Here is a 26417-nt window from a genome sequence, read left to right as displayed (position 1 = left end):
CGGCTTTTGTTTAGGATGGCCTAGCAAAGCGCCATCAAGTATTACTTATCAAACACTAGCTGATCTTCCAGCACGTGAACCTTAATCTCATCCCCGCCCATAAAGGCACCAGACAAAATCTTATTCGCGAGCGGATTTTCAACAGACTGTTGAATCGCACGCTTCAATGGACGCGCACCGTACACAGAGTCAAACCCAGCCTCCGCAATCAGATCCATCGCCTCATCAGAGAAGCTAATGGTCATGTCACGCTCAGCCAAACGCTTGACCAAGGTACCCAACTGAATCTCAGCAATCTGACGGATCTCAGCCTGATCCAGTGGATGAAACACCACCGCATCATCAACACGGTTAATAAACTCAGGACGGAAATGCTGCCCTAAAATCTCCATTACCGCCTCTTTCATGGCGTCGTAATTCTCTTCACCATTCAGCGTTTGAATCACATCGGACCCAAGGTTAGAGGTCATGATAATCACCGAATTGGTGAAATCAACCGTGCGGCCCTGACCATCCGTCAAGCGTCCATCATCCAATACCTGTAACAGAATATTGAAGACATCAGGATGCGCTTTCTCTACCTCATCCAGCAAAATCACCGAGTAAGGCTTACGGCGAACCGCTTCGGTCAGATAACCACCTTCTTCATAACCAACATATCCAGGAGGCGCACCGACCAGTCGTGAAACCGCGTGCTTTTCCATAAATTCAGACATATCGATACGTACCATCGCGTCATCGTCATCGAATAAGAATCCAGCCAAGGCTTTGGACAACTCAGTCTTACCGACACCAGTTGGGCCGAGGAACATAAACGAGCCCATTGGACGGTTCGGATCAGACAAGCCTGCCCGCGAACGACGAATCGCATTCGATACCGCAGTAATCGCTTCACGCTGACCAATCACGCGCTTACGCAGCAGCTCTTCCATCTGCATCAGCTTGTCGCGCTCGCCTTCCATCATTTTGGAAACCGGGATACCCGTCCAACTAGAAACCACATCCGCAATTTCATTCTCTGTAACTTTATTACGCAACAGCTTGTTTGGCTCGCCAGACTCTTCAGCCTGTGAGGCATCAATCAGCTGCTTTTCAAGCTCAGGAATGCGGCCATACTGCAGCTCAGACATGCGCTGTAAATCACCTGCACGACGCGCTGTCTCCATCTCGATACGAATCTGATCTAACTCTTCTTTGATATGCTGCGTGCCTTGTACAGCCGCTTTTTCAGCATTCCAGATTTCTTCTAAATCAGAGTATTCACGCTCTAATAGCTCGATTTGCTCTTCCAAGTCCGCTAAACGTTTTTTAGACGCATCATCGTTTTCAGATTTTAACGACTCACGCTCGATCTTCAGCTTGATCAGTCTGCGATCAAGTTTATCCATCGACTCTGGCTTGGAGTCAATTTCCAAACGAATGCGCGATGCAGCCTCATCCACCAAGTCAATTGCCTTATCCGGCAGCTGGCGATCCGTAATATAGCGGTGCGATAGGGTTGCCGCCGCGACAATTGCCGGATCGGTAATATCCACACCATGATGCACTTCGTAACGCTCTTTCAGTCCACGCAGAATCGCAACCGTATCTTCTACTGTTGGCTCATTGACCTGAATTTTCTGGAAGCGTCGCTCAAGTGCCGCATCTTTTTCAATGTATTTGCGATACTCATCCAGCGTTGTCGCACCGATACAATGCAGCTCACCACGCGCTAGCGCAGGTTTTAACATATTGCCCGCATCCATAGCGCCTTCGGCCGCACCAGCACCCACTAGTGTGTGTAATTCATCAATAAACAGAATCACATTACCGTCGGATTTTGCGATGTCATTCAACACTGCTTTTAAGCGCTCTTCAAAGTCACCGCGGAATTTTGCACCAGCTAATAGTGATGCCAAATCCAGTGATAACAAGCGCTTGCCCTTCACGCCTTCTGGCACTTCTCCATTCACGATGCGCTGTGCTAAGCCTTCAGCAATCGCGGTTTTACCCACACCTGGCTCACCGATAATGACCGGATTATTCTTAGTACGACGCTGCAGAATCTGCACCGCACGGCGAATTTCCGCATCACGGCCGATAATTGGGTCAATTTTTCCCTGCTCGGCACGTTCGGTTAAGTCAGTGGTATATTTTTCTAAAGCTTCACGTTGATCTTCAGCATTGGGATCATTCACATTCTGACCACCGCGCACATCATCGATCGCTTTTTCAAGAATCGCTTTAGTTGCGCCATTGGCTTTGAGGATTATTCCAAGCTTGCCCTTCTCTTCAGCGGCCGCCAGAATAAAAATCTCGGTAGAAATATATTGATCATCACGTTTTTGAGCTAACTTATCGGTTACATTCAATAAGCGATTTAAGTCATTGGAGACATGTACATCTCCCGCATCGCCACCAGTCACGACAGGTAGATTATCCACCTCTTCGCCCAACTGTGACCGTAATGCGTTTAAGTTAACGCCTGCTTTACTCAATAATCCACGTGCTGAGCCGCCATCTTGGTCGAGCAATGCGACCATGACATGAACCGGCTCCATTTGCTGATGATCATGGCGCAATGCGAGCGATTGCGCATCTTGTAGTGCCAGCTGAAATTTGCTGGTTAATTTGTCCATTCTCATAGGTTTCCCCTAAATAGGTTCTGATATGTCATTAACTATGTGGGGGAATTTGTGCAATTCAATTGATTAAAATCAACCTTTTGTGAAGTTATCTTAATCAGTGAGGCTCTGCCTCGTCTTCAGACCAAAGTTGTGCGAGCGTTGTGGGTGAAGATTTTTGTTCATTAGTGCGGCAGGGCAAAGGGTAAGTCAAAGCAGATGGTTTATAGTGCTCACCTTCGTTGAAACAAGTAATTTTCCCCGGCCCATCTGCCCAAAACTCGTGAGGATTAGGCGCTTCTTTTCCATCAGTCACGAAGTTAGCCCAGCCCCACCCGAACGGAATTTTGTAAGGAACATGAGATATTTGAAAATGCAGATGATGAAAGCCGGCGCCACAGCCATTCATAATATCCTCACCCATTTCAGCAATTTGCTCGCCCCGCTTTACAAGCTGGCCGGGTACGACTTTAAGGTTTCTCATATGGCCATAAAGTGCATAAAGCGGTTTACCTTCAGCCGTACGACCATGGCTGATTAACACCGTTGGCCCCCAGCACTTATCGTTCTTGGCTTTCACGACTTTGCCATATGCCGCTGCAATAATAGGCGTACCAATCTCCTGAAAAATATCCACACCGTTATGCTGAAGTGTACGCCGCAGCCCATTTGCGCCGACTCGGCTGTGGTAATCGGAAATAATAATTGGTGCATCTTTCGGTACGGTCAACGCCAGCTTATGGGCAGTGGCTGGCTTATTATTCCAAGCATGAACGCGCCCGTAAAAGCCGGTTTCTTCCAACTCAGCCAAAGCCGCTGTCTTTGCCTGAGCGCTGGAAAAGCCAACAGCAACCATTGAACAGATTAAAAAATAGGTGGGTTTAAATGGGAAATATTTCATGGCAACACTCGTCTTTTTATTATGGCCAAGAGCATGGGGAGATACCTCAAGGCTGATTATTAATAGTTTGTCACGAATGCTCAGTGTTTTTCCTACCGTTTGACGAATGGATAGGCTGATTCCACCTCAGCGCCCCGTTAGTCTCTAAAACCTCCCCCCCAGTCTTGTGGCCCAAGATTTGTTACGCAGCACGAACTATAGGTACTTAGTACTCCAACGTTTGCCAAGGAAGACGACCCTATGTTCAAAAGCCATACCCCATTCCGAATGATACTGCTCACCGCCTGCTTATTCCCCGCCACCCATGCCATGGCGGATGTGCTGTCTTCAACCACTACCGGCGACCTCATTGAGCCTGCTAACACCTACGATACCTCCTACCCTTCTTTACTGAATATGCGAGTTAAGACAGTCATCGGTTCAGGCGCTTGCGGTCCAGGAGTGAATGATGGCTGTACACTCAACGACGTGCTCAATGACATTGATGGCAGCGATGACTTCCAACCAGAAATCAAAGTCCACATGACAGCGGATGACTTTCCAGATGATGGCTTAGTTTCTAACGCAGAATTACGCCAACGCGGCGCGACCAGCCGTGGTGCGCCACAAAAATCCTTCCGCGTGAAACTGGATAGCAGCGATGCGCTATGGCGTGGGGAACGCCGTATTCAGTTGGTTAAAAGCTTTTGGGACTTTAGCCGTATTCGTAACAAACTAAGCTATGACTTGTTTATCGACATTCCAAACTTGCCCAGTATGCGCACGCAGTTTGTGAATTTCAGCGTTGAAGACCAAGGCTCTGTCGATGACTATGGCCTCTACACGCATGTTGAGTATTTCGGTAAGGAATACTTAGTCCGTCGAGGTTGGGATGATGACTCCGGTGTATATAAAGCCGAGAACTTTTTCTTCAAAGATGATCCGGGATTTGCACTGGATGCAGCCGGCGAACCGATTGATGAAGCCGCCTTTGAAAAGCTGATGGAAATCAAGCGTGGCGATGATCATCGTGAGTTTGTGAATATGATCCAAGCGGTCAATAATCCATCGCTGGATTTTGACTCGCAGGTCTTTAATAAATACTTTAATAAAGACAATTATTTAACTTGGTTTGCCATTAATCTGCTAACCGACAATTACGATACCAACTTCCATAACTTCTATCTCTACAACCCAAAAGGCACTGAGAAATTCTACTTTGTCCCTTGGGATTATGATCTGTCTTTAGGCTCTCTCTTTGATACTAATTACACCACGCGCACCGACCTGCCACGCTGGACACAGTCGCATGCCAACTGGTGGGGACAGGAATTACATCAGCAATTCTTAAGACAACCCGGCAATCTGGATTTGTTAAAAGAAGCCGTAATGGAAGTTAAAAATAAGTATCTAACCCGCGCGAAGCTTCAACAAAAAGCGGACTCTTATTACAACTTTGTGTTCCCGATGATCTCGGCCAGTCCAGATATCGACAAGCTGTATTTAGGTGGTACTAACCCTGAGAAAATCGCAGCTTATAACAATATTTTCTCCAGTCTGGCGGATAAGGTTGAGCAAAACTACAACCAGTTCATCGAGCATATTGCCGATCCAATGCCATTCTCGCTCTATGACCCGGTTGCCAATGCCGACCAAAGCTACAAGTTCAGCTGGTCCAGCTCGGATTCGCTGTATAACCAAAGCATTAACTACGATATCCAAATCTCAACCTCGGTTGGTTTTGAGTCGAACTCAATCGTCTTTAACCAAAGCGGCATTTCAGGAACCAGTGTGACGGTGCCTTGGAACTACGCTTCCGGTAATTACTTCTACCGCATCATTGCCCGCGATGCGAATGAGCCTTCACGTTACTGGCAGGTTGGCTACAACGCGATCGACCGTGGTGATGGTTCGCAGGACTACGGTATCATCGCCTTTAACGCCACGATTGATGGTAGCAGCGCGTACCCCGTAGGAAATCCGGATTTCGCATCGACCACGCTAAATAGTGCCATTAGCATCGATGTATTAGCCAATGATACGGGCTCTGGCTTAGTGCTTAGCAGCACGAATGATTGGTCAGAAAGCGGTGGTTCGGTAACCATCTCAAACAATAAAATTAACTACCAACCAAAGACTGGCTTCACTGGTAATGACCGACTTTGGTATGTGTTCCGCGACTCACAAGGGCGTCGTAACTTCGGCGTAGTCAATATTACTGTTTCAGGCAGCGCTTATCCTGTGGGTAACCCAGACACCGTTAGTACCGCGTTAAATAGCCCGCTAACCATTGATGTGCTGGCAAATGACTCCGGTTCAGGTTTAACAATAACCAGCTCCAATCCTTGGTCATTAAAAGGCGGTAGAGTCGCTATTTCCAATAATCGGATCTCATATACGCCAAAGCAAGACTTCTCAGGCGAAGACAAGCTTTGGTATGTATTCCAGGATTCATTAGGCCGCGTAAATAGCAGCAGTGTGAATATTAATGTGACCGGCACATCCGCTTACCCAGTTGCTTATACGGATAGTGTCTCCGTCGCAGCGGGCAGCTCAGTCACCTTTAACGCAATGGGGAATGATACCGGCACAGGGCTGTGGGTTTCAGATGTGAATGAGTATTCGGTCAATGGCGGCACCATAAGCAATGCGAATAACCAATTAACCTACACGCCAAGAGCTGGCTATAAAGGAACGGATAGTTTTTGGTATGTGATTACCGACATCATTGGCCGTACCAACTCGGCTAAGGTGACTGTTTCGGTTTACTAAAACCTAGTTACACCTATCTGACCTGATAGTTGCAGAAATTAAATACGCAACTATCAGGTTTGACTTGGTACTCATTTTCACCACTGTTTTTCCTCCGCTCCCAGCCTTCACTAAGCCCTACAAAAAATCACTTAACATCAATTTCTCAAGCCCTTTCGGGGTCTTTATCCCTTGATCGTTAGTGATAAACACATCCGCCTTGCCTTCTACCGCCGAAGCTACATGAATCGAATCTGGCGTCTTCATTCCGCTCAAGGTTGCGCGTAAAAAGGCTGTTTTAATGTAAATTTTCTGCGTGGTGGGAATAAGCGTTATAAACTTTCTATCATTAAGTGCCTTGGTATAGAGATTAATAGCATTCGTATCATTATTTTTAAATGGCATCACCATCAACTCGGCCAATGTGATCTCGCCAGTTAACAAGCTTATCTCTTTGCTATCAACACATTGAGCTAACTGCTGCATCAGCGGTAAATACTCTGCGAACCCTTCAAAAAGATAGATCAGAATATTGGTATCGACGTATACACGCTTACCGGATATCGCCTCTCTCAGCCCCATGCTTCACGCTCTTGAGCAATAAACTGATCAACTTCTGCCGATGAAGAAAATACCCCTTTTACTGAGCCAATATAGGACTGCGCAATCCCCTCTTCAGAAACAAATAGCTTACTGGATAAGCTTTCATAAGCCCTTTTCATCTTGTGATACTCATCTGAGGGCACAATGACAAACACTTCCTTGGTGTGCTTGGTAATCGAAATAGGCTCCTTAATCGCACTGGTGACCAACTCACCAAAGCTCTTTTGGGCTTGAGTACTTGATATCGTTTTCATGGCCGTCTCCACTCTGATATACATAGAATATGGATTATAGGTAAAATACGGATTTTATGAAAGAGCCATACACTCCCAGCTTGCAGCAACCCCAAGCAAGTGTCACCATTCAGGGCATCAATCAAAAAGGAGAGAATGATGCCCTATTTAGCTGCTGACGACCGTTACGAAAAGGGTCAATACCGCCGCTGTGGCAAGAGTGGCCTAAAGCTCCCACTGATCTCACTGGGACTTTGGCACAACTTCGGCGCTACGTTTTCACTGGATAATCAACAAGCAATCCTCCGTCGGGCATTCGACCTTGGAGTTACGCATTTTGATTTGGCCAACAACTACGGCCCTCCGCCTGGCTCTTCTGAAGAGCACTTCGGCAAGCTGCTAAAAGCGGATTTTCTTCCTTATCGCGATGAACTGATCATCTCCAGTAAAGCTGGCTATAACATGTGGCCCGGCCCGTATGGCGAATGGGGTTCACGCAAATACCTGCTCGCCAGTTTGGACCAAAGCCTCAAGCGCATGGGCTTAGATTACGTCGACATCTTCTACTCGCATCGCTACGACCCTAACACGCCACTGGAAGAAACTATGGGTGCATTGGATCACGCCGTGAGACAAGGCAAAGCGCTGTATGTCGGCATCTCCTCCTACCCGCCAGAGCAAACCCGCAAAGCGGCTAAAATTCTGCGCGACTTAGGTACACCTTGCCTGATTCATCAGCCATCTTATTCCATGTTTAACCGCTGGATTGAAGATGGCCTGCTGCAAGCCATTGAAGATGAGAAAATGGGCTGTATCGCTTTCTCGCCACTGGCCCAAGGCTTGCTGACGAATAAATACCTAAACGGCATTCCAGAGCACTCCCGCGTGACGCATGCCAGCAGTTTTAAAGATGATTTCATCAATGATAAAACGCTGAAAAACGTGCGTGCACTCAATGATATGGCGAAGCAACGCGACCAATCGCTAGCGCAAATGGCCATTGCTTGGGTGCTGCGTGATCAACGCGTCACCTCTGCACTGATCGGTGCCAGCAGCGTGAAACAGCTGGAAGACAGCGTCGCCGCACGTAACAATCTCAGCTTCAATCAGGAAGAGCTAAACAGCATTGATCAACATGCCAAAAACATGGATATCAATATCTGGGCTTCACGCTAAGCCACTGATCGCCCCACAATAATCCCCATCCAGCCCGAAGCAAACCCACTGCTTCGGGCACCTAATGAGACCCCACATGTTCTCCAATCTGGCCTTCGCCCTCGAAGTTACAGCACCCACTTTTTTAGTTATTTGCCTCGGTATTTTTCTAAAACGCATTGGCGTCATCAATAATGAGTTTGCCCAAATCGGCTCTGATCTGGTGTTTAAAATCACGCTACCCTGCTTATTGTTCGTTAGCTTAGCGCAGGTTAATTTTGAGCACCCACCGATTGCACTGGTGTTATGCGGCTTATTACTGACCCTGCTAGCCTTCCTGATTTTGGAATATGTGATTGCCCCGAGACTGGATAAGGTCGACCGCAGCGCCTTTGTACAAGGCTCATTTCGCAGCAATATGGGGATTGTCGGGCTCGCCTTTTGTATCAATGCCTTTGGCGATGGCGTGATTGCCGTGGCCTCGGTGTATCTGGCCTTTGTGACCATCTTGTATAACGTGTTATCACTGATCACCCTCACCCGCAATCAGGTGAAAGAAGGCGCTAATTTATCACTCGGCCTCACGCTGCGCCGGATTGCCAGCAACCCCATTATCATCGCGATTGTGATTGCGGTTTCGATCTCGCTGCTATCCATTACCCCACCTAAATTTGTGCTGGATACCACCGGCTACATTGGCCGCATGAGTATGCCACTGGCCTTACTCTGTATCGGTGCTTCGATTCGCTGGCGGGATTTTCGGGTATCCGTCAATCTGTACTGGGCCACCTTGGCCAAGCTCATTGCGGTACCGGCGTTGATTACGATCGGTGGAATATTAGCGGGACTACGCGGTGAGTCACTTGGCGTTTTGTATCTGATGTCTTCAGCGCCCAGTGCGGCGGCAGGCTATCCAATGCTGCGAGCAATCGGTGGTAATTATCATTTAGGTGCAGCGATTATTGCCAGTACCTCACTGGCTGCCGTGGTCGCCATTACGCTGGGATTATTTTTATTAAAAGCGTTTAGCCTGATTTAACCGCACAAAAAAGCACGACCTAAGCCGTGCAATAAGTACCCCCAGGTCAAGCAGCAGGACAAACGCTATGCAAGGGTGCGGACGGATTTCTCCTGCACCCAGTCACTTACCAGCGCATCAAACGTCAGAAAGTGCTGCGTTTTTAAGTGGCGGTCAAAGGCCTCTGAGCTGGTATACACTTCGCTTAAAACAAACGATTCCGGCTTGCCGGGTGAACGAGTCACCTCGAAAAAATGGCAATCCGGCTCTTCATCCAGCGAGTTTTTCGCCTGCTCTAACACTACCTTATAAAACTGATCCGCCTTATCCGGCTGAATCACAAAATCAACTAATACCATAAACATAATTTTTCTCCTCTGGCAGCAGGCTTAGGCTGTTTTCATTGCTTGAATACGATTAATCACGGCTTGGGTAACGGCTTTGGTTCCCATATCACCACCAAATTCCATTGGGCGAATTTCATTCGCTTCAAAGCCTTGATATACCGCATCCTCAATCATCGTTGCCGCATTGGCCAGCGCCTCATTACCTGACTTATCCGCCAGATAATCCAGCATTAACGCGCCACTTAAAATCGCCGCCAAAGGATTGGCTTTATCCTGCCCCATAATGTCAGGAGCGCTGCCGTGTGCGGGTTGAAATAAGCCATGATGATCACCAATTTCACCACAGGCTGCCATGCCCATACCGCCGACTAAACCACCAGCTAAATCCGATAAAATATCCCCAAAGATATTCTCCATCACCAGCACATCAAAGGCCCAAGGGTAACGAATGAAATCTAAAGCCTGCGCATCGACATAGTTATAGCCTTTTTCGATATCGGGGTAGTTAACGCAGCGCTCATCAAATATTTGTCTGAAAAATGCCATCGATTTGAAAACATTGGCTTTATCCACGCAGGTGACTTTGCCTGCAAAGCCTCGGCGCTTACGTTTTTGAGCTAACTTAAAGGCGAAGTCATGCAGCTTTTCAGTGGTTTTACGGGTGATGCGCATCACATCCTGCACTTCATCATTAGTTTCAACCGGGCAGCGATTATGTACCGCTGCGGTATAAAACAAACCTTCGGTGGATTCGCGCAAAATGATCATGTCGATATCTTTAGCACGAGGGTCGGCTAAGCGTTGCGGCGCATTAGGATAAGCACGCACCGGACGAATGCCCGCATACAATTGGAAGCGGTCCCGCAAGCGCAAATGGGGGGATATTTCGGTGCCATCGGTATAACGTACCGAGGGTAAACCAATCGCTCCCAGCAAGATGGCATCGGCCTCCCCTGCCGCTTCTTCACCACCGGGTTGGATATCGTTTCCGGTCTCTTGGTAATAGCCTGCGCCAGCACTGATATAGTTTAGCGCCAAGCTAAAACCACCGATGGACTGTTGAGCAGAATCGATAACTGCCAAGGTTGCCTCTGTCACATCGATACCAATTCCGTCGCCTTTGATTACAGCAATCTGAAAGCTCGAATCACTCATCTTTAATTTCCTGCCTCTTAGTATTTAACCGCACTCTCTCACCCTTCAGGCCGTTTTAGCATTGGCCCGAATTGCTTTTTATTAAGCAGCGATTTCGGCACTCTGTCAATGTATACTTTAAAAAATACATTGACACATCCAATAAAGTATATATTGTTGCACTATCAAATAACACATCACATGCATGCCGTTATTAGATTTCTAGTGATGCAAACAGTGATCACGAAGCAGCTATCTGAGGAGATAAATCATGTTCAATTGTTTTTCTAATGCACGCCGCATGTCCGTAATGGCATCGCTGGTGCTGGGCTCGACCTTACTCATCGCAAGCAGCGCACATGCTGAAAAAATTCTTCGCTTTAGTCACACCGATAACCCTGGTGGCTCCCGTCAGGCCGCGGCTGAAGTGTTCGCCAAAGCCATCGCTAAAAATACCGAAGGCCGTTACAAACTCCGCATTTACCCCTCTGGCCAGCTGGCTAACGACCCTAAAGCCATTGAACAATTACAGTTAGGTGGCGTTGATTTCACCGTATCGGCCACCGGCAGCTACGCCACCCACCTACCCAGCATCAACCTCACCGCCATGCCATTTTTGGTGGATACCTATGAGCAAGGTTGGGAGTTTTACGACAACTCTGACTGGTTAAAAGGCGAATTCGCCAAACTGCCAGAAAAAGGCTTTCGTGTGTTATCCACGTGGGAAGCCGGTTTCCGTAGCTTCACGACTAACATGCCGCTGAACTCTCCGGAAGATGCTAAAGGCAAAAAAATGCGGGTTTACCCCAATGACATGATCCGCTGGACCATGGAAGCGATTGGCTTTCAAACCGTCGTTATGCCAATTACCGACGTTTACTTGTCAATCCAGCAAGGCGTGGTCAACGGTCAGGAAAATCCGGTCGATACCATAAAATCCCTGCGCTTTTATGAAGTTGCACCCTACGTTACGCTGACTCGTCATGTGTACAGCCCGCTGCCACTAACCATTTCGGAAAAAACATGGCAGGCCTTTTCGGATGACGATAAAGCCGCGGTATTAGAAGCCGCCAAAGAAGCCGCAAGCTTTAGCCGTGATCTGGTACGCAGCTCAGTTAACGAGCAAATCGAAGCCATGGAAAAAGCCGGTGCCACTGTCACCACGCCAAAAATTGGTCCGTTCCGCGATGCAGTGCAATCAGTCTATGCCAAGGCTAAAGATGTGTATGGCGCTGAGGAAGTCGACAAAGTGCTGTCCGACGCCGCTGCAATCCGTGAAAAGATGCCAGCTAAATAAATAGCTCAGTCGGGGTGCCTGAGTGTCAGGTACCCCATGTTGTTGGTTTAAGGAGCGTTTTGTGGATTACCGAAGTCATTACCCAAGCCCGCTAAAGTATCTCAGTGTGGCAATCGACACCTTTTTAGTACTCGGTGGAACCAGTGTGTTACTGCTGATCTTTTCAAATGCCGTACTGCGGGGAGCCGCCGGTTTTGATCTGGCTTGGTCGCTGGAGGCCACTGCCTTTTTGCTATTGTGGCTCACCTTTTTAGGCTGTGCGGCAGCCACAGCACGTGGTGCGAATATGCGCGTACTGGAAATCGTGCAACACGCACTCCCTAAAGTCGCTCAGTATTATCTGGAGATCGCCATCAATGTGGTGGTCGCCCTCTTGCTCTGTAGCCTGATTTACTACGGCTATGGCATCTCATTTCATACTTGGGCGCAGAAAACTACTGTGCTCTATTGGCCGGTTGGCGTGCTGTATGCCGCAATGCCGACGGGCATGTTACTCACCTTAATTTTCCACACTTATAATGCGTTGCTGGATATCCGTCGCGGTGTAATTACAGACGCCCAGACAACGGAGGTCGCGCAATGATTTTACTGTTTATTTGTCTGGTGTTTCTGTGCACCATTATGCTGAGTATTCCGCTGGTGTGGGCGATTCTCATCACTGCAATCCTGCCTATTTTTGTGTTCGATTTAGGCTATTCGCTGCAAGCGGTTTACCTGAATTTTATAAGTGGCGTCGAGCCAAACCATTTTATCGCGATTCCCCTATTTATCTTCGCCGGTGAGCTGATGGGCCGTGGCGGCGTGGGTCAACGGATTATCGAATTTGCTAAGGAAGCTTTTGGCTTTTTACCCGGTGGATTAGGCTTTGTGGTCGTTGGCGCATCCATGTTATTTGGTGGCATCTCAGGCTCTGCCATTGCTGACTCGGCCGCGATTGGTTCGGTCATGGTGCCAAATATGGCCAAGCAAGGTTATTCCAAAGCCTTTGCCGGTGGCTTAGTCGCCGCAGCCGGCACCATTGGTATCATCATCCCGCCTTCCATTCCGTTGCTGATTTATGGCTTTGTAGGGAATGTGTCGGTTGCTGATCTGTTTTTAGCCGGTGTTGTACCAGGGCTGATTTTTGGCATGTTATTTATGGCCGTGTGTTATTACGTGGGTAAAACCACCAGCTGTGATCCCGGTGGTCGACGCACCAGCCGCAAAGCTTTATGGCGTGCCTTTGTTCGCTCATTCCCCGCATTATTAATGCCGGTGATTATTTTGGGCGGTATTTTCGGTGGCTTTGTTACGCCAACAGAAGCGGCGGCCGTTGCCGTGGTGTATGGCTTCTTTGTGACCGTGGTGCTGTACCGTGATTTCTCATTGCGCGATATGCCAAAGCTGATTATTGATTCGTTTGTCACCAGCGCCATTGTTATGGTGGTGATCGGCGCGACAACGGTACTCGGCTGGTTAATCACGTTAGAGCAGTTGCCTCAAATACTGGCCGAATTCATCAACAGCATTTCCAGCAGCCCGTTCACATTTCTACTATTAGTAAACTTGGTATTACTGTTATTAGGACTGGTATTAGATCCGGTTCCTGCCATTTTGCTAACCGCACCATTGTTTATTCCGACAGCGATGACTTTCGGCGTCGACCCTGTGCATTTAGGCATAATTATGACCTGCAACGTGGCTGTGGGATTATTCACCCCACCGGTTGGCGCTACTTTATATGTGGCCTCCAGAATATCCGGTGTCGGCGTGCTGACGATTGCCCGAGCGATGGCTCCGCTGTACTTAGCCGCCATTTTTGCACTGATGTTGGTAACGTATATTCCGGCAATCTCAATGACACTGGTTGAAGCATTTCGCTAATACTGGACTACCATTTAGTTAATCTGGACTCTCAGACATGATCGAACTCGACACAATCAGTAAACTAGGTACTCAACTTAATCGCCCCGAGTGTGTGCTGGCGACGGCGAATGGCCGCCTGTACACCGCCGATTGGCGCGGTGGCATCGGCGTTATCGAGCCGGATGGTTCGCAGTGGTATTTACTGGCCAAGCAGGATGATTTAGAGCTAAAGCCTAACGGCATTTGCCTGATGCCCGATGGCTCGGTACTCGTCACTCACTTGGGTGCGGAAGACGGTGGCGTTTACCGCATTACTGAAGATGGCCAAACCACGCCCTTTTGCCTTGAGGTCGAAGGCATTCCACTGCCGCCAACCAATTATGTGCATTTAGATGCGCAAGGTCGGGTTTGGATTACAGTAAGCACACGCACCACGCCCCGCAGCGATGCCTATCGCCCAAATATCGCGGATGGCTTTGTTGTATTAGTCGATCAGGGCAAGGCCAGAATCGTTGCTGATAACTTAGGCTATACCAATGAATGCGTGGTGCATCCGGATGGTAAGCGCTTGTATGTAAATGAGACTTTTGCCCGCAAGCTAGTAAGTTTTGATATTGAGGAAAATGGCAATCTCTCGAACAAAACCACGGTTGCTGAATTTGGGCTTGGCACGTATCCGGATGGCTTAACCTTCGATACTGAAGGCGGTATTTGGATTACCTCCATCGTGAGTAATCGCGTGATTCGCATTGCGCCCGATGGCGAGCAAACCATGATGATTGAAGACTGCGATCCTGAGCATTTAAGCTGGGTGGAAGACGCGTTTCAGGCGCACACTATGGGCCGTCCGCACTTGGATAATGCTAAAAGTAAGTACCTGAAAAACATCTCCAGTTTGGCATTTGGCGGTGACGATTTACGCACCGCGTATCTCGGCTGTTTGCTGGATGAGTCGATTTATCAATTTGAATCACCGTATGCCGGCCACCCGCCAACACATTGGAATTTTGCTGGCCCGCAGCGCCTTAGTACTGAGCAAACTGAGGCCAACTCATGAACGCGCCGATTCGCTTAGCCACCGTTGGCACCGGCTATTTCAGTCGCTTTCAATATGCGGCCTGGGCACGCTTGCCAGAGGTTGAGTTGGTGGCAATCTGCAATCGCGACCCGCAAAGTGCCAAGGAGCTGGCCGAGCAATACGATGTCGCTGATACCTTTCAGGACTTTGAGTTGATGCTGGATACGGTGAAGCCTGATCTGGTGGATATCATTACGCCGCCCGTCACTCATGTGGCTTATGTGATGGCTTGTATTGAACGTAATATTCCAGTGATTTGCCAGAAGCCATTTACGCCCTCATTAGCTGATGCCAAAGCGCTGGTTGATCAGATTGAAGCGCGTAATGCCACGGTGATTATTCATGAGAATTTTCGCTTCCAACCGTGGTATACCAAAATACGCGAAGTATTGAACGAAGGACTGCTGGGTGAGTTGTATCAAATACGCTTTGCACTGCGCCCGGGCGATGGCCAAGGGCCGGAAGCGTACCTTGAGCGACAGCCCTACTTTCAGCAAATGGAGCGCTTCTTAGTGAATGAGACTGCAGTCCATCTTATTGATGTATTTCGATATTTATTCGGAGAAGTTGAATCCACTTATGCGGACTTGCGACGTATTAACCCCGTCATCAAAGGAGAAGATGCCGGTCTGATCATTTTCAAATTTGAAAACGGTGCGCGTGGTATTTTCGACGGTAATCGTCTGAGTGATCACAAGGCTAAAAATCGTCGGCTTACGATGGGCGAAATGCAAATCGAAGGGGAGCACGGCTGCCTGTTTTTGAATGGCGATGCCGAGCTGTCATTTCGCCGACACGGTGAAAATGATGAACAAAAAATCCCCTATAAGTGGCAAGATCAAGACTTTGGTGGCGATTGCGTTTATCGGTTACAACAGCATGTTGTTGAACATTTTGTGAGCGGCGCACAACTGATGAACACCGCAAGCGACTATATTGCTAATATAATGATCGCTGATGCAGCGTATGTGTCCGACAAAACGAGTGCCTGTATCAGACCCCAGATTGAATAACCGCCTAAAAGGATAAAGAACTATGACCGCGGCAACTAAAAAAACCCCACGTAAGAAGACCAAACTGTCCTTAACCGACAAAGCTTACGTTGAACTAAAGCGCCGCATTTTGGAGAACGAGCTCCCCCCGGGCTATCAAATTATGGAAAGCGAACTGGCTGAGTTGCTGGACATTAGCCGTACCCCGGCCCGTGAAGCGATGATGCGACTGGAGTCTGAAGGACTGGTCGAAATCCGCGCTCGTCACGGCATGATTGTAAAACGCATTTCCGTAAAAGACATGATGGAAATCTACGCGGTACTCACCGCGCTGGAATCCATGGCGGCCTGGCAAGCAGCGCAGTTAGATCACCCACCCGAAGTGATCGCTGAGCTTCGCGAAAGTGTGGAACAAATGGAACAAGCCCTGGCGGATAAAGACTTAAAAGCCTGGGCCAATTCGGATGAAAAGTTTCACCGCTTGTTGGTCGCCATGTGTGGCAACTCGCGACTGATTCAACTGGTTGACCGCTACATTGATCAATCGCATCGGGTACGCATGATGACCTTATCACTGCGCCCAATGCCGCTAAAGTCTAATGAAGATCATGCCAATGTAGTGGCAGCTATCGAGAATAAAGATGCGGATACTGCACGCCGTATTCACCGTATTCATCGCGAAAAAGCCGGTAATTTACTGGTTGAAATACTGAAAAAACATAACCTTACACAATTATAGCCCGTTAACAGCGGGCTGAACTAACGGAGAGAAATCATGTTACTGGGATGTATTGGAGACGACTTTACAGGCTCTTCGGATCTGGCAAATACGCTAGCGAAGCAAGGCATGCGCACGGTGCAATACACGGGTGTACCAAGCACCAATGCCACGCCCGATGTTGAAGCTGGCGTAATTGCGCTAAAGTCCCGATCTATCCCCGTTGCACAAGCGGTAGAGCAAGCACTGGCGGCACTGGATTGGCTAAAAGCCCAAGGCTGCCGACAGTTTTTCTTCAAGTACTGCTCCACCTTTGACTCCACACCCGAAGGCAATATCGGCCCCGTAATCGATGCACTCGCCGAAGCCATCGGCACCGATTGCGTGATTGTTTGCCCCGCCTTTCCCGGTGCCGGGCGCACGCTGTATCAAGGGCATTTGTTTGTAAATGATACCCTGCTCAATGAGTGCGGCATGCAAAACCACCCACTCACGCCAATGACCGATCCGGACATTCGCCGCTGGCTCGCGCCACAAACTAAGCACAGCGTCGGCCATGTACCGGAATCGATTGTGTTACAAGGCGCACCGGCGACTAAGGAGGCATTACTCAAACAAAGTGAAACCAGCCGCAGCTTGATTGTGGTGGATGCGATTCGCGATGAAGACTTAATGACGATTGGCGCAGCCGCTGCCGACTTACCACTAATTACTGGTGGCTCGGGCGTTGCGCTTGGCTTGCCAGAGAACTTCCGCCAGCAAGGTTTAATTGGCCAAAATGCCGGACATTGGCAAGGTGAAAAAGGCCGCTGCGCGATTATTTCTGGCTCCTGCTCGCGCGCCACTCGCGAACAACTCGAAATTTTTGGGAAATACCACCCCACGCTTGAAGTGAATGTTCAAGGCATTATGGATGGCACGATCACCGCTGAAAGCATTTGCCAATGGATGCAAAACCAACCCGACACGCCACTGGTTTATAGCTCTGCTAACCCACAAACGGTTAAAAACATTCAGGAGCAATTTGGCCGCGAAGCCTCTGCAACAGCCATTGAAAATCTGTTTGCCGAAACCGCAAAATGCCTACGCGCCAATGGCTTTAATCGCTTGATCGTTGCTGGTGGCGAAACCTCAGGCGCAGTAGTGGAAGCATTGGATATTAACGCCACTGAAATTGGCCCGGAAATTGACCCCGGCGTACCGTGTATGCGGGCGGGTGATGACTTTGTGATTGCCCTAAAATCAGGCAATTTCGGCGCGCCCGACTTTTTTGAGAAAGCCATAAGCCAACTGGAACAAGGTGCCGCATGAGTGCAGAAAACCGACTTCGGGAACAACTGTGCTTGCTGGCTAAATCCATGTTTGATCGTGGACTAACCGGCGGCAGCTCTGGCAATATTTCAGCGCGTACTGAGGATGGCGGCTTACTAGTCTCGCCAACCGGCTCCTGTTTTGGCCTGCTCGACCCTGCCACCTTGAGTCGCTTTGATATCGACGGTAATCAGCTCTCAGGCCTGCCACCCACTAAAGAAATCAATTTACACTCCGCCTTTTACGAGACTCGCTCCACGGCAGGCGCGGTGGTACATCTGCACTCCTGTCACTCGGTTGCGCGCTCCTTATTGCCCGATGTCGACCCCGATAACTTTTTGCCACCGCTAACGGCCTATTCGATTATGCGCTTGGGAAAAGTGAAATTGCTGCCCTACTTTCGCCCCGGTGACCCTGCAATGGGCGATGCGGTGCGTGGCTTGGCAGGTAAGCGCTCCGCAGTGATGCTGGCAGCTCATGGGCCAGTAGTCGCGGGAAAGGACATTGAAGCCGCTGTGTATGCGATTGAAGAGCTGGAGGAAACCGCCAAGCTCTCGATGCTACTCAAAGGCTATGACGTCAACTTGCTAACGCCTGAGCAAATCTCAGATGTGGTCACCCATTTTAACGTCGAGTGGGACTAGTGATGTGCTCAGCTGTGAGTTTTTAGGCCTATTATTAAACGAAATCACTTCACTGCTACACTAAGCCCTTAATAATTAAACAGAATCAAAGGGCTTTTCACACTATGAAGTATTCACTCGCACTGATTTTTACCCTGCTATTTGCTGCTGGCTGCTCCTCAAACCCAGCCTCACTCAATCGCGATACGCTGAAAGCCAATAAAGTCTCGGTGGTTGATTTAGTCTCCACCGATAAACTAACTCACGAAATATATGACAGCAGCCGCACCGCTGGCGCAACCGGTGGATTGCTGGGCTTAGCGGTTAGCGCGGGCGTCGATGCCACCATCAACTCCAGAAGAACCGTTGCTTTTGCACCGATCCTAACGGCACTAGGCAATTACGATACCAAAAAAATATTTGCTGCTAAATTAAAAGGCTTACAAGGCCCAAGCTTTGATTCGGATATCCGCGTGAATGCAACAGCCATGCCGGTCAATGCCTTCCCAAAACCGCCACTGCGTGAGCCAAAAGTACTGAGCATTGCCAGCAAATACACGCTGGGGCCAAATCACCAATATGTCACCGCAGTCGCCAATACCCTGCTGAAAGCCACGCCAGAAAGTGCACCGTACAAGCGCGCCTATAAAGCGACTGCGAATATTGATATTGGTGGGCAGGTCGGCATTAACGTGACCCAACTGCTGATTAGCCAGCCTGAACTACTCAAGCAAGCCACTGAAAGCGCGATGGATATGCTGATTAAAGATATTGAACAGGATTTAAATGTAGGACCGGCTAGGCCGTAAGCTGAGACTTTGGCTCCCGCTTGCTCTCAATAGCAGGCGGGAAACCATTAGCGCATTGAGCGCCGCGATTAATAGCGCGTCATTCCGATAGCGCTGTTTTTATTAAGCAACAAACACTTAATCAATACGCAAACGCTGTTCCCGCATCGCCTGATAAATCTCATCCGCTTCGCGATAAATTGGCAATAAGGCCGCATCCAGCTCACCAGTCCGCGCTTGCCACGTTCCAAAGCCGGTTGACTTCCAGACCGAGTCATACCAATGCTCTGACCAGACCCCATCACTATCGCGTCGACCGGCTGGCCAGCTAAGCATTTCCGGATAAAACGGAATGCCCACATGCGCACACAAGGCTTCTAAATACGCTTGTGGCTGCTGCAAAAAATCACGCGCATCAATCACCAACGGCTTTTGTTCCAGGTTAGCCAACACCCATTCGTATAAGCGTAACTGCTGCGGCACACCGATATCATCCAACGTCACGTCTTCGCGCTTTTGCGAGTAAGACAACAACACCTCACGCGGATCGCGCAGTAAAAAGCAATGCGACAACTCTGCCAACCAATCCAGCGGATACTCCGGCAACATGTGATGCGTCATGTGTTTTTGGTAGAAAAATCCACTGGCAGCGGGCGTTGTGCAAAGCTCGATGACCTTGTCCACATCTGCTTCGTGGTGCGCGATGATCTCTGCGCCCATGGGATGATCTAAGCCTGTTCGCTGTAGGTAGGCGGCGTAGAAAGGCTCATCCCAGACTTCGGTGTCTGGGCGGTTTTCCCAAGCTCTCATCATCGCGGTCGATAGGTTACGCGGGCCAGACCACATGGCTAGGATGGGTTTGAGTTCGATGTTATGCGGGTTGGCGCTGCTCTCTTGGGCACTACTAGCCATAATATTTGCCTCGAAACGGGATAAATTAAAGGGTATATATTCAAAATACTGACATCAACTACAATAGTTATCACACTAAACTCAGGTGTTCAGCAATGCCTTATTCTCCTGATAAACCCTATCTAACTGGCTTTGTATCAGATCAATATTGGCCTTACTAATCGCTAACCCCTTGGCAACTTCTGCCCAATTGGCTAACGCACTTACCACTTGCTCTATATCTTTCTGCGCTTCCTTCCAGTTCTTATAAGCTGCCTGATTAGCCATTGCCTGCATAGTCTTCAATGGCGGCTGACTTCCATAGCCACCGTACGATGTCATGTGGTGATTGTGAGGGTTTGGACTGAATGTCACATCGTAAAAAGGCGTTGGCGACCACTGGCCAAAGTCATCCATTAGAAATGCCCAGTTCTTCGTATGATCATCCTGATTTAAAGAAAACAGATTAAACATCGCTCGCTTAAACTGCACCTTACCCACCGCTGCACTCTGGCATAAAACCTGACTCGCCTTAATCAGGTCTTCGTAATCCATCGATGGTTGCCGAAAATCGGCATCTAACAAACCACATAGAGAATGCATGTGATAGCGCCCCTGATAGTCATCTCCCGTACAATCAAAACGGCGCATCGCTAACCATGCAGTCGCTTTCATCTGCTCAGGTGCCTGTATTAACTCCCAATCAGGGACGGTCAAACCTGCCTGCTTTGCCATGACCAAATAGGCGGCCTCGCACACGCTTTCCTCATGGCCCAACATTAGGTGCTCTGAAGTAAACTTAATTAGCCAAGGCTCTAACCCCTCACGCGCTTCGGTCGAAACCCTATCGCCTTGTTTTACATCGCGATAAATCAGCGCCTTAGGCCGTGCGCCGCCAGAACTTCCGGCTGCTGCCAATAGCTCAAGTACCTCAGAGGCTTCACCATCAAAAATCTGTGTCGCTTGCTCGCCTAACTCACACAACGATACAGAGTGCGCTTCGCCATCCCCAAGCTCGACGGCAGGCTGATACGCCAATGCCCCCATTGCACGGCTTCCCGTGAAAGCCAAGCGATCCATTGCTGTGACTTGGTTTAATAACAAACCATGCTGGCGAAACAGGCGATCCATTAGCAGCAACCCCCAACCATCCGGCAAGGAATCGCCAAATACACCCTGCAAGCCTTGATGGGGTCGCTTGGGCGCTAAACTCAGCTCATGGTTGAATGACAGATTAAACGGAGAAAGGCTGTGGTAGCGGCTAAGGTAAGCCTCATCATACTGGAAATAAGTACCCTGCTGATCTTGCGCTAATCGCCCGACCAGCGCCTGCTGCCCATCACTCAAACGGCGATACACCTGCAAGGTTTGCACTGGCTTAAATGAGGCTTTCATGACTTTAAAACATCCTCAATGGTTAGCGGCGTTTTAACGGGCTCTTTGGTCAATTCAAGCAATTTATCCAAACGGTCAACCGACTGCCATAACAGTAAAAACTGACGCAATGAAATCTGGCCCGTAGTTTCAAACTTTTTGATGGTGGAAGCAGGCACCGTACTACGCTCAGCCAAGGCATCGCGGGACAGCTTTAGTTTTTTGCGTTTGCGGTGAATGGCATCAGCAAGTAATTGCTGAACATCGGCAGAGGAATGTAAGGAGAGCAATGTCATACCACATCCAAATAGATACTATTATATCTAATATAGCACTCAAAAACTAAAAATAGATACAGTGGTATCTTTTTTATAGCACTAACAATGAATTTTGAAGTTCATGCTACCATTTCTAAACTCGCCTAAAATCACTGTCTTCACCAACATCTGGCATAGCTTTTAATATCTCAATAAAGCTTTTCTTGTTTGGCGAAGTAAGTGCCTGCTCCAGAATCTGCCTGTGAGCAACCTCCGCACTAACACCCAAGCGTCGAGCATGGTCCTCCAGCGCCTGTACGACTTCATCGCTAATATCTCTTACCACAAGACTAGACATCACTATTACCTCCCACTAAGACCGATCAACAAATCATATCACTTTGTAAAAGCACTTAATTTTCCTAGTGCCAGCCAACCTTTCAAAAGCGCCCACTTATTCCCCAGATAAAAAAATACTCATCAAAAACCACAGCATTTAGCGCGATTCCTCACTAAAATTAAGGCACAATGACTACCAGAATCAGTCAATAGCTTCCCCCTTAAGCGCTGTTGATTGTCGAATAAGTGTCAGTAGCGCCTGTGCCAAGACGCACCCGAAGGCCTGCTTTACTCGTAACAGACCAGCTTACATCGAGGTGAATTATGGCGGCGTATACCCTGTCGACTATCCAAACTCAGTATCAGGCTTCGGCTAATCCTCCGGTACTCGACCGCGTTTCGTTTACCATCGACCACATTCACGCGGGCAGCAATACCATCAGCGGCACGTATGAAGTGGTGAAGTTTTTGGTGGATAACGGCATTCCCGTTACGGTGTTTATGCAAGCCACCAGCCCCAGTAATAACTACGAATTTGACCGCACCAATGCCTCGTTGATTTATGGATTAGCGCCCCATTTGGTAACGCTTGGGGTGCATCCGTTGTCCTCTGGCAATAGCCAAAGTGAACAAACGAAAGTCTACAATATCATCAGCCAAATCATTGTGGATGTGACAGGGAGCAAGCCGTTGACCCTGTCATATCACGGCTCGGGCGCAGGGCCGGAGCCAGGCATTTCATATCCCGGAATCAAATATGCGCGCGGCATTGGTAGCGCCTGGTCTCCCAGCACCGGCAACCGACTGGATACACCGGTTGTCGTCATGAATTCGGTGCAGCGCGCTTTTGATTACACCAGCGAGCGCAATAGCGCGGGCTTGTCGTCTACCATTTTTGTGCATACCCAAGAGTTGCTTAATGGCTCAGTGAAAAAAGATATTTTTGATGCATTTATCAAAAACGTGAAAGCACAAAAGTTGCAGGCAGTACCTTATTACGATGCCATGTTGGTTGATTTTAAAGATGGTACGCCGACTCAAGGTGGCGGATCAGGCGGCAGTGGTTCGGGCGGCTCCGGTAGCGGTGGCGGAACAGCACCGCCTCCCGGTGGTGGCACGACGGTTAAGGGCAGTTTGCGTTTATCCGCTTCTGAAACCCCAAGCCGACGCCCACTGAAAGCCAATTTTAAAATTCAGAGCTTAAGTGGCGAAACGATTGCCACGGCGAATAATATCTCTAGCCAGCAATTCTCGATTCCGGTCGGTACCTATCGGGTAAGCGCCACCGCTGCGGGAACTACCAAAACAGATACGATCGAGCTGACGCAGACTAAAGGCATTCACCATATTTTTCTGATTTCGGCGAGTGGCAGCGGCAGTACACCGACTCCACCAACGCCTCCTACACCGCCGGTTGGTGGTTTGGGTAGTTTGCGTTTATCAGCCTCGGATAAGCGAACGCGTCGTCCGGTGAATGCTGATTTTCTGGTGCAGGATCTGGCGGGTAAAATCGTGGATACCGCCGGTAATACCAGCTCGCATTTATTCCGCATTCCCGCTGCGCCTTATCAGGTAAGTGCGATTGTTGGCAGCAATAGTGTGAGTAATGAAATCCTGCTGACCGCAACGCAGGGTATTCATCATATTTTCCTGATTCCAGAAGAAGGTTCGGGCGGTAGCACACCGACTCCGACGCCCACACCTACGCCACCAACAACTCCGAGCACTCCGCCGGTTGGCGAGGCGTTTGGTAGCTTGCGAATTTCAGCCTCCGAGCGGCAGACACGCCGCCCTATTAAGGCTGATTTTTTGATTCAGGATATGAGCGGCAAGCTGATTGATACTGCCGCCAATACCCAGAGTTATTTATTCCGGATTCCGGCGGGCCAGTATCAGCTAAAGGCTCAGTACAATGGCAATACCGTGAGTGCGACCATTAATTTGACCAGCACCAAGGGTATTCACCATATCTTTTTAATCCCGACCTAATACGTTTTTAGGCTCGCCGCGTGCAAACGCTTCAAGGTTGACGATGAGTTGATCGACCAGCGTTTGCATGCCGCCGACACTGGCCCAAGCCACGTGCGGGGTAACGATCACATTGGGTAAATCCGCCACTTGCATCATGGCCGAATCCATCGCGGCGGGCTCGACCTCAGTCACATCCAAACCGGCACCGGCAATCACGCCTGCTTTCAAGGCTTCGGCCAGTGCTGTTTCATCAATCAAACCGCCGCGACCGGTATTCACCACAATCGCAGAGTCTTTCATACCCTGCAAAAATTCAGCATCGATAATATTGTGCGTTTCAGCCGTTAACGGGCAGTGCAGCGTGAGTACATCAGCCTGTGCACGCATTTCTTCCAGCGAAACCAGCTGGCCATGATCAGGCGCTGTGCGAATGTGTTGATTGAGATACATCACGTTCATGCCAAAGGCTAAGCCAATGCGCCCAACCGACTGCCCCAATGCGCCTGCGCCGATAATGCCGAGGTTTGATCCAGCCAGATCACGAATCGGACGATTAAAAAAGCAGAACTGATTAGAGCGCACCCATTCGCCATCCAGCACTTGTTCGCGGTATTCCACCAGATTGCGGCGCAGTGCCAGAATCAGTGAAAAGGTGTGCTCCGGTACGGTATTAACCGCATAGCCACGGATATTGCAGACGGTTACGCCATGCGCGTTGCAGGCCTCTAAGTCGACAATATTGTAGCCAGTGGCTGCCACGGCGATCAGTTTTAAGTCTGGCAGTTGTTCTAACATCGCCGGGGTAATGGCGACTTTATTGCTGATTGCGATGCTGGCACCGGCTAAACGCGCTACCACTTGCTCAGGTTCGGTACGCTCGTATTCCTGCCATTGGTGGTCAAACGCCGGTCGGCCAACAACAACGCCGGGGCCAATGGTGGATGCATCCAGAAAAACGATTTGTTCAGACATATTAACCCCGTAATCAATTAAGTAGAGCGGGCCATAATAACGCGTTTTCAGGGTAAGGCCAGCCGTTTAGCGCACTGTATTTGTCCCCTACTGATTATCCTGTTGGGTTTTATTACGCCGCGCTTTATCTACTGAGCGGCGTTTGGATTTTACACTCAATATGACGCGGCCAATAATCCCGCTAAGGATATTTTCCCTTCGCACACGCTGCCCCGTTATAATCACGCCTCGATCTTGACTCATCCCTTACTCAGCTTCAGCGGTTCATGACTATCAATACCAAACGCGAAAAAAAACCATCTAAACAAAAGCCAGCCTCGCCACTACCGATGCGCGATGGCGTGTCTTCCAGCCGGGTTTGGTTGCCAAAGTGCGGCAGCTTAAAGCAGCCCGGCGAGTTTTATGGCCACTGGGATACGGTGCTGGATTTTCTGTTGGAACGTTTTCCGTTTATTCCTGAAGACATTTTACGTGAACGTTTAGCGCTCGGGGGCATGGTCGATCAACACGGCACGCCATATGCAGCGGACACGCCTTATCCCGAAGCCAGTTTTTTGTTTTATTACCGCGAAATTCCGGATGAGCCACGCATTCCGTTTCAGGAAACCATTTTATTTAAAAACGACCATCTAATCGTGGTCGATAAGCCGCACTTTATTCCGGTCACACCGATTGGTCGATTTGTAAAAGAGAGCTTACTTAGCCGTTTGAAACACCGGTTTCAGATTGAGGCCATTAGCCCGATTCACCGGCTGGATCGCGAAACGGCGGGCGTGATGTTATTTAGCTGCGATGCTGATTTTCGTGGTGCTTATCAAAACCTGTTTCAAAATCGGGAAGTGCGTAAAACTTACGAGGCGATTGCGCCGAATATTGAGCGAGAGTATCCCTTTATTTATCGCAGCAATATTGTGCCAAGTGAGCCATTTTTCCTGCAAAAGGAAGCGCCCGGTGAGCCAAATGCCGAAACGCTGGTGGATAGAGTTGAAGTCAAAGGCGACTTAGCGCGCTATCGGCTAAAACCAGTCACCGGCAAGCAACATCAGCTGCGCATTCACATGACTGCGCTTGGCTGCCCGATATTAAATGACCCGTTTTATCCTGAATTATTAGCCAATAAAGGCGAGGATTATTCTGCGCCCTTGCAGCTGCTGGCTAAGACCTTGGAGTTTACTGATCCAATCACTGGCGAGCCACAATTTTTTGAGAGCCAGCTGCGCCTCGAACTTTAATGATT

25 protein-coding genes are annotated in these 26417 nt (G+C 49.1%); 14 read left to right on the top strand and 11 right to left on the bottom strand.

Annotated features, from left to right (window positions below):
- Positions 1–41 precede the first annotated feature (41 nt).
- Together clpB and LEUMU_RS28260 are read right to left on the bottom strand one after the other, a co-directional pair.
- Positions 42–2624, bottom strand: a complete 2583-nt coding sequence (clpB, locus tag LEUMU_RS0118415) for an ATP-dependent chaperone ClpB (protein ID WP_022953776.1) — start codon at positions 2622–2624, stop codon at positions 42–44.
- Between the two features lie 97 nt (positions 2625–2721).
- On the bottom strand, positions 2722–3504 hold the full coding sequence (locus LEUMU_RS28260) for a M23 family metallopeptidase (RefSeq protein ID WP_022953775.1): 783 nt from the start codon (positions 3502–3504) through the stop codon (positions 2722–2724).
- Positions 3505–3744: 240 nt separating this feature from the next.
- Between LEUMU_RS28260 and LEUMU_RS0118405 the strand changes: the two genes are divergently transcribed.
- Complete coding sequence (locus tag LEUMU_RS0118405) at positions 3745–6255, top strand: CotH kinase family protein (protein ID WP_022953774.1); 2511 nt, start codon at positions 3745–3747, stop codon at positions 6253–6255.
- Positions 6256–6372: 117 nt separating this feature from the next.
- Here the strand turns inward: LEUMU_RS0118405 and LEUMU_RS0118400 are convergent, their stop codons facing one another.
- Both LEUMU_RS0118400 and LEUMU_RS26765 read right to left on the bottom strand, forming a co-directional pair.
- The gene (locus LEUMU_RS0118400) at positions 6373–6816 is read right to left on the bottom strand and encodes a type II toxin-antitoxin system VapC family toxin (RefSeq protein ID WP_022953773.1); all 444 of its coding nucleotides are present in this window, start codon (positions 6814–6816) and stop codon (positions 6373–6375) included.
- Positions 6807–7091: a type II toxin-antitoxin system Phd/YefM family antitoxin gene (locus LEUMU_RS26765; RefSeq protein ID WP_022953772.1), complete on the bottom strand. Its 285-nt coding sequence runs from the start codon at positions 7089–7091 to the stop codon at positions 6807–6809. Before LEUMU_RS26765 ends, LEUMU_RS0118400 begins: the two co-directional genes overlap by 10 nt.
- Positions 7092–7226: 135 nt before the next feature.
- Here LEUMU_RS26765 and mgrA point away from each other — a divergent pair, with 135 nt between their 5' ends.
- Together mgrA and LEUMU_RS0118385 are read left to right on the top strand one after the other, a co-directional pair.
- Positions 7227–8246 carry an L-glyceraldehyde 3-phosphate reductase gene (mgrA, locus tag LEUMU_RS0118390; RefSeq protein WP_281169935.1) on the top strand — a complete coding sequence of 340 codons (1020 nt, stop codon included), beginning with the start codon at positions 7227–7229 and terminating at the stop codon, positions 8244–8246.
- A 76-nt stretch (positions 8247–8322) separates the two neighbouring features.
- The gene (locus tag LEUMU_RS0118385) at positions 8323–9264 is read left to right on the top strand and encodes an AEC family transporter (protein ID WP_022953770.1); all 942 of its coding nucleotides are present in this window, start codon (positions 8323–8325) and stop codon (positions 9262–9264) included.
- A gap of 65 nt (positions 9265–9329) precedes the next feature.
- On the opposite strand, the gene LEUMU_RS0118380 is transcribed toward LEUMU_RS0118385, so the two are convergent.
- Positions 9330–9608 carry a putative quinol monooxygenase gene (locus tag LEUMU_RS0118380; protein ID WP_022953769.1) on the bottom strand — a complete coding sequence of 93 codons (279 nt, stop codon included), beginning with the start codon at positions 9606–9608 and terminating at the stop codon, positions 9330–9332.
- Positions 9609–9632: 24 nt separating this feature from the next.
- Positions 9633–10745 carry an isocitrate/isopropylmalate dehydrogenase family protein gene (locus tag LEUMU_RS0118375; protein ID WP_022953768.1) on the bottom strand — a complete coding sequence of 371 codons (1113 nt, stop codon included), beginning with the start codon at positions 10743–10745 and terminating at the stop codon, positions 9633–9635.
- Between the two features lie 250 nt (positions 10746–10995).
- Here LEUMU_RS0118375 and LEUMU_RS0118370 point away from each other — a divergent pair, with 250 nt between their 5' ends.
- From LEUMU_RS0118370 to LEUMU_RS0118330, 9 genes are all read left to right on the top strand, one after another.
- Positions 10996–12021, top strand: a complete 1026-nt coding sequence (locus tag LEUMU_RS0118370) for a TRAP transporter substrate-binding protein (protein WP_022953767.1) — start codon at positions 10996–10998, stop codon at positions 12019–12021.
- A 61-nt stretch (positions 12022–12082) separates the two neighbouring features.
- Positions 12083–12604, top strand: a complete 522-nt coding sequence (locus LEUMU_RS0118365; protein ID WP_022953766.1) for a TRAP transporter small permease — start codon at positions 12083–12085, stop codon at positions 12602–12604.
- Positions 12601–13884 (top strand): TRAP transporter large permease, encoded by a 1284-nt coding sequence (locus tag LEUMU_RS0118360; protein ID WP_022953765.1) that lies wholly within the window; start codon positions 12601–12603, stop codon positions 13882–13884. Before LEUMU_RS0118365 ends, LEUMU_RS0118360 begins: the two co-directional genes overlap by 4 nt.
- 37 nt (positions 13885–13921) lie before the next feature.
- Positions 13922–14923 carry an SMP-30/gluconolactonase/LRE family protein gene (locus LEUMU_RS26760; RefSeq protein ID WP_022953764.1) on the top strand — a complete coding sequence of 334 codons (1002 nt, stop codon included), beginning with the start codon at positions 13922–13924 and terminating at the stop codon, positions 14921–14923.
- Complete coding sequence (locus tag LEUMU_RS0118350) at positions 14920–15957, top strand: Gfo/Idh/MocA family protein (protein ID WP_022953763.1); 1038 nt, start codon at positions 14920–14922, stop codon at positions 15955–15957. Before LEUMU_RS26760 ends, LEUMU_RS0118350 begins: the two co-directional genes overlap by 4 nt.
- 22 nt (positions 15958–15979) lie before the next feature.
- Complete coding sequence (locus LEUMU_RS0118345) at positions 15980–16675, top strand: GntR family transcriptional regulator (RefSeq protein ID WP_022953762.1); 696 nt, start codon at positions 15980–15982, stop codon at positions 16673–16675.
- Positions 16676–16711: 36 nt separating this feature from the next.
- Positions 16712–17965: a 3-oxo-tetronate kinase gene (gene otnK, locus LEUMU_RS0118340; protein WP_022953761.1), complete on the top strand. Its 1254-nt coding sequence runs from the start codon at positions 16712–16714 to the stop codon at positions 17963–17965.
- On the top strand, positions 17962–18609 hold the full coding sequence (otnC, locus tag LEUMU_RS0118335) for a 3-oxo-tetronate 4-phosphate decarboxylase (protein ID WP_022953760.1): 648 nt from the start codon (positions 17962–17964) through the stop codon (positions 18607–18609). Before otnK ends, otnC begins: the two co-directional genes overlap by 4 nt.
- Positions 18610–18713: 104 nt before the next feature.
- Positions 18714–19397, top strand: coding sequence for a hypothetical protein (locus tag LEUMU_RS0118330; protein WP_022953759.1), 684 nt, complete (start codon positions 18714–18716; stop codon positions 19395–19397).
- A 117-nt stretch (positions 19398–19514) separates the two neighbouring features.
- On the opposite strand, the gene LEUMU_RS0118325 is transcribed toward LEUMU_RS0118330, so the two are convergent.
- The 4 genes from LEUMU_RS0118325 to LEUMU_RS0118310 all read right to left on the bottom strand — a co-directional run bounded on the left by LEUMU_RS0118325 (position 19515) and on the right by LEUMU_RS0118310 (position 22256).
- Positions 19515–20288 carry a sulfotransferase-like domain-containing protein gene (locus LEUMU_RS0118325; RefSeq protein ID WP_022953758.1) on the bottom strand — a complete coding sequence of 258 codons (774 nt, stop codon included), beginning with the start codon at positions 20286–20288 and terminating at the stop codon, positions 19515–19517.
- Between the two features lie 81 nt (positions 20289–20369).
- Entirely contained in the window at positions 20370–21662 is a 1293-nt protein-coding gene (locus LEUMU_RS0118320) for a type II toxin-antitoxin system HipA family toxin (protein ID WP_022953757.1), read from the bottom strand.
- Complete coding sequence (locus tag LEUMU_RS0118315; protein ID WP_022953756.1) at positions 21659–21937, bottom strand: helix-turn-helix domain-containing protein; 279 nt, start codon at positions 21935–21937, stop codon at positions 21659–21661. The genes LEUMU_RS0118320 and LEUMU_RS0118315 overlap by 4 nt, the downstream gene beginning before the upstream one ends.
- Before the next feature lie 115 nt (positions 21938–22052).
- Positions 22053–22256: a FitA-like ribbon-helix-helix domain-containing protein gene (locus tag LEUMU_RS0118310; protein ID WP_022953755.1), complete on the bottom strand. Its 204-nt coding sequence runs from the start codon at positions 22254–22256 to the stop codon at positions 22053–22055.
- A 305-nt stretch (positions 22257–22561) separates the two neighbouring features.
- Here LEUMU_RS0118310 and LEUMU_RS0118305 point away from each other — a divergent pair, with 305 nt between their 5' ends.
- Positions 22562–24226, top strand: coding sequence for a hypothetical protein (locus tag LEUMU_RS0118305; protein WP_022953754.1), 1665 nt, complete (start codon positions 22562–22564; stop codon positions 24224–24226).
- Here LEUMU_RS0118305 and LEUMU_RS0118300 read toward each other — a convergent pair.
- Positions 24212–25180, bottom strand: coding sequence for a D-2-hydroxyacid dehydrogenase (locus LEUMU_RS0118300; RefSeq protein ID WP_022953753.1), 969 nt, complete (start codon positions 25178–25180; stop codon positions 24212–24214). The genes LEUMU_RS0118305 and LEUMU_RS0118300 overlap by 15 nt on opposite strands.
- Positions 25181–25446: 266 nt before the next feature.
- Between LEUMU_RS0118300 and LEUMU_RS0118295 the strand changes: the two genes are divergently transcribed.
- A complete protein-coding gene (locus LEUMU_RS0118295) occupies positions 25447–26412 on the top strand; it encodes a pseudouridine synthase (RefSeq protein ID WP_022953752.1) in 966 nt (321 codons plus the stop codon).
- Positions 26413–26417: the final 5 nt, after the last annotated feature.

This window comes from Leucothrix mucor DSM 2157, from assembly GCF_000419525.1.
Taxonomy (GTDB): domain Bacteria; phylum Pseudomonadota; class Gammaproteobacteria; order Thiotrichales; family Thiotrichaceae; genus Leucothrix; species Leucothrix mucor.
The sequence above is the reverse complement of the archived record's forward strand: the minus strand, read 5'-3'. Positions and strand labels throughout refer to the sequence as shown.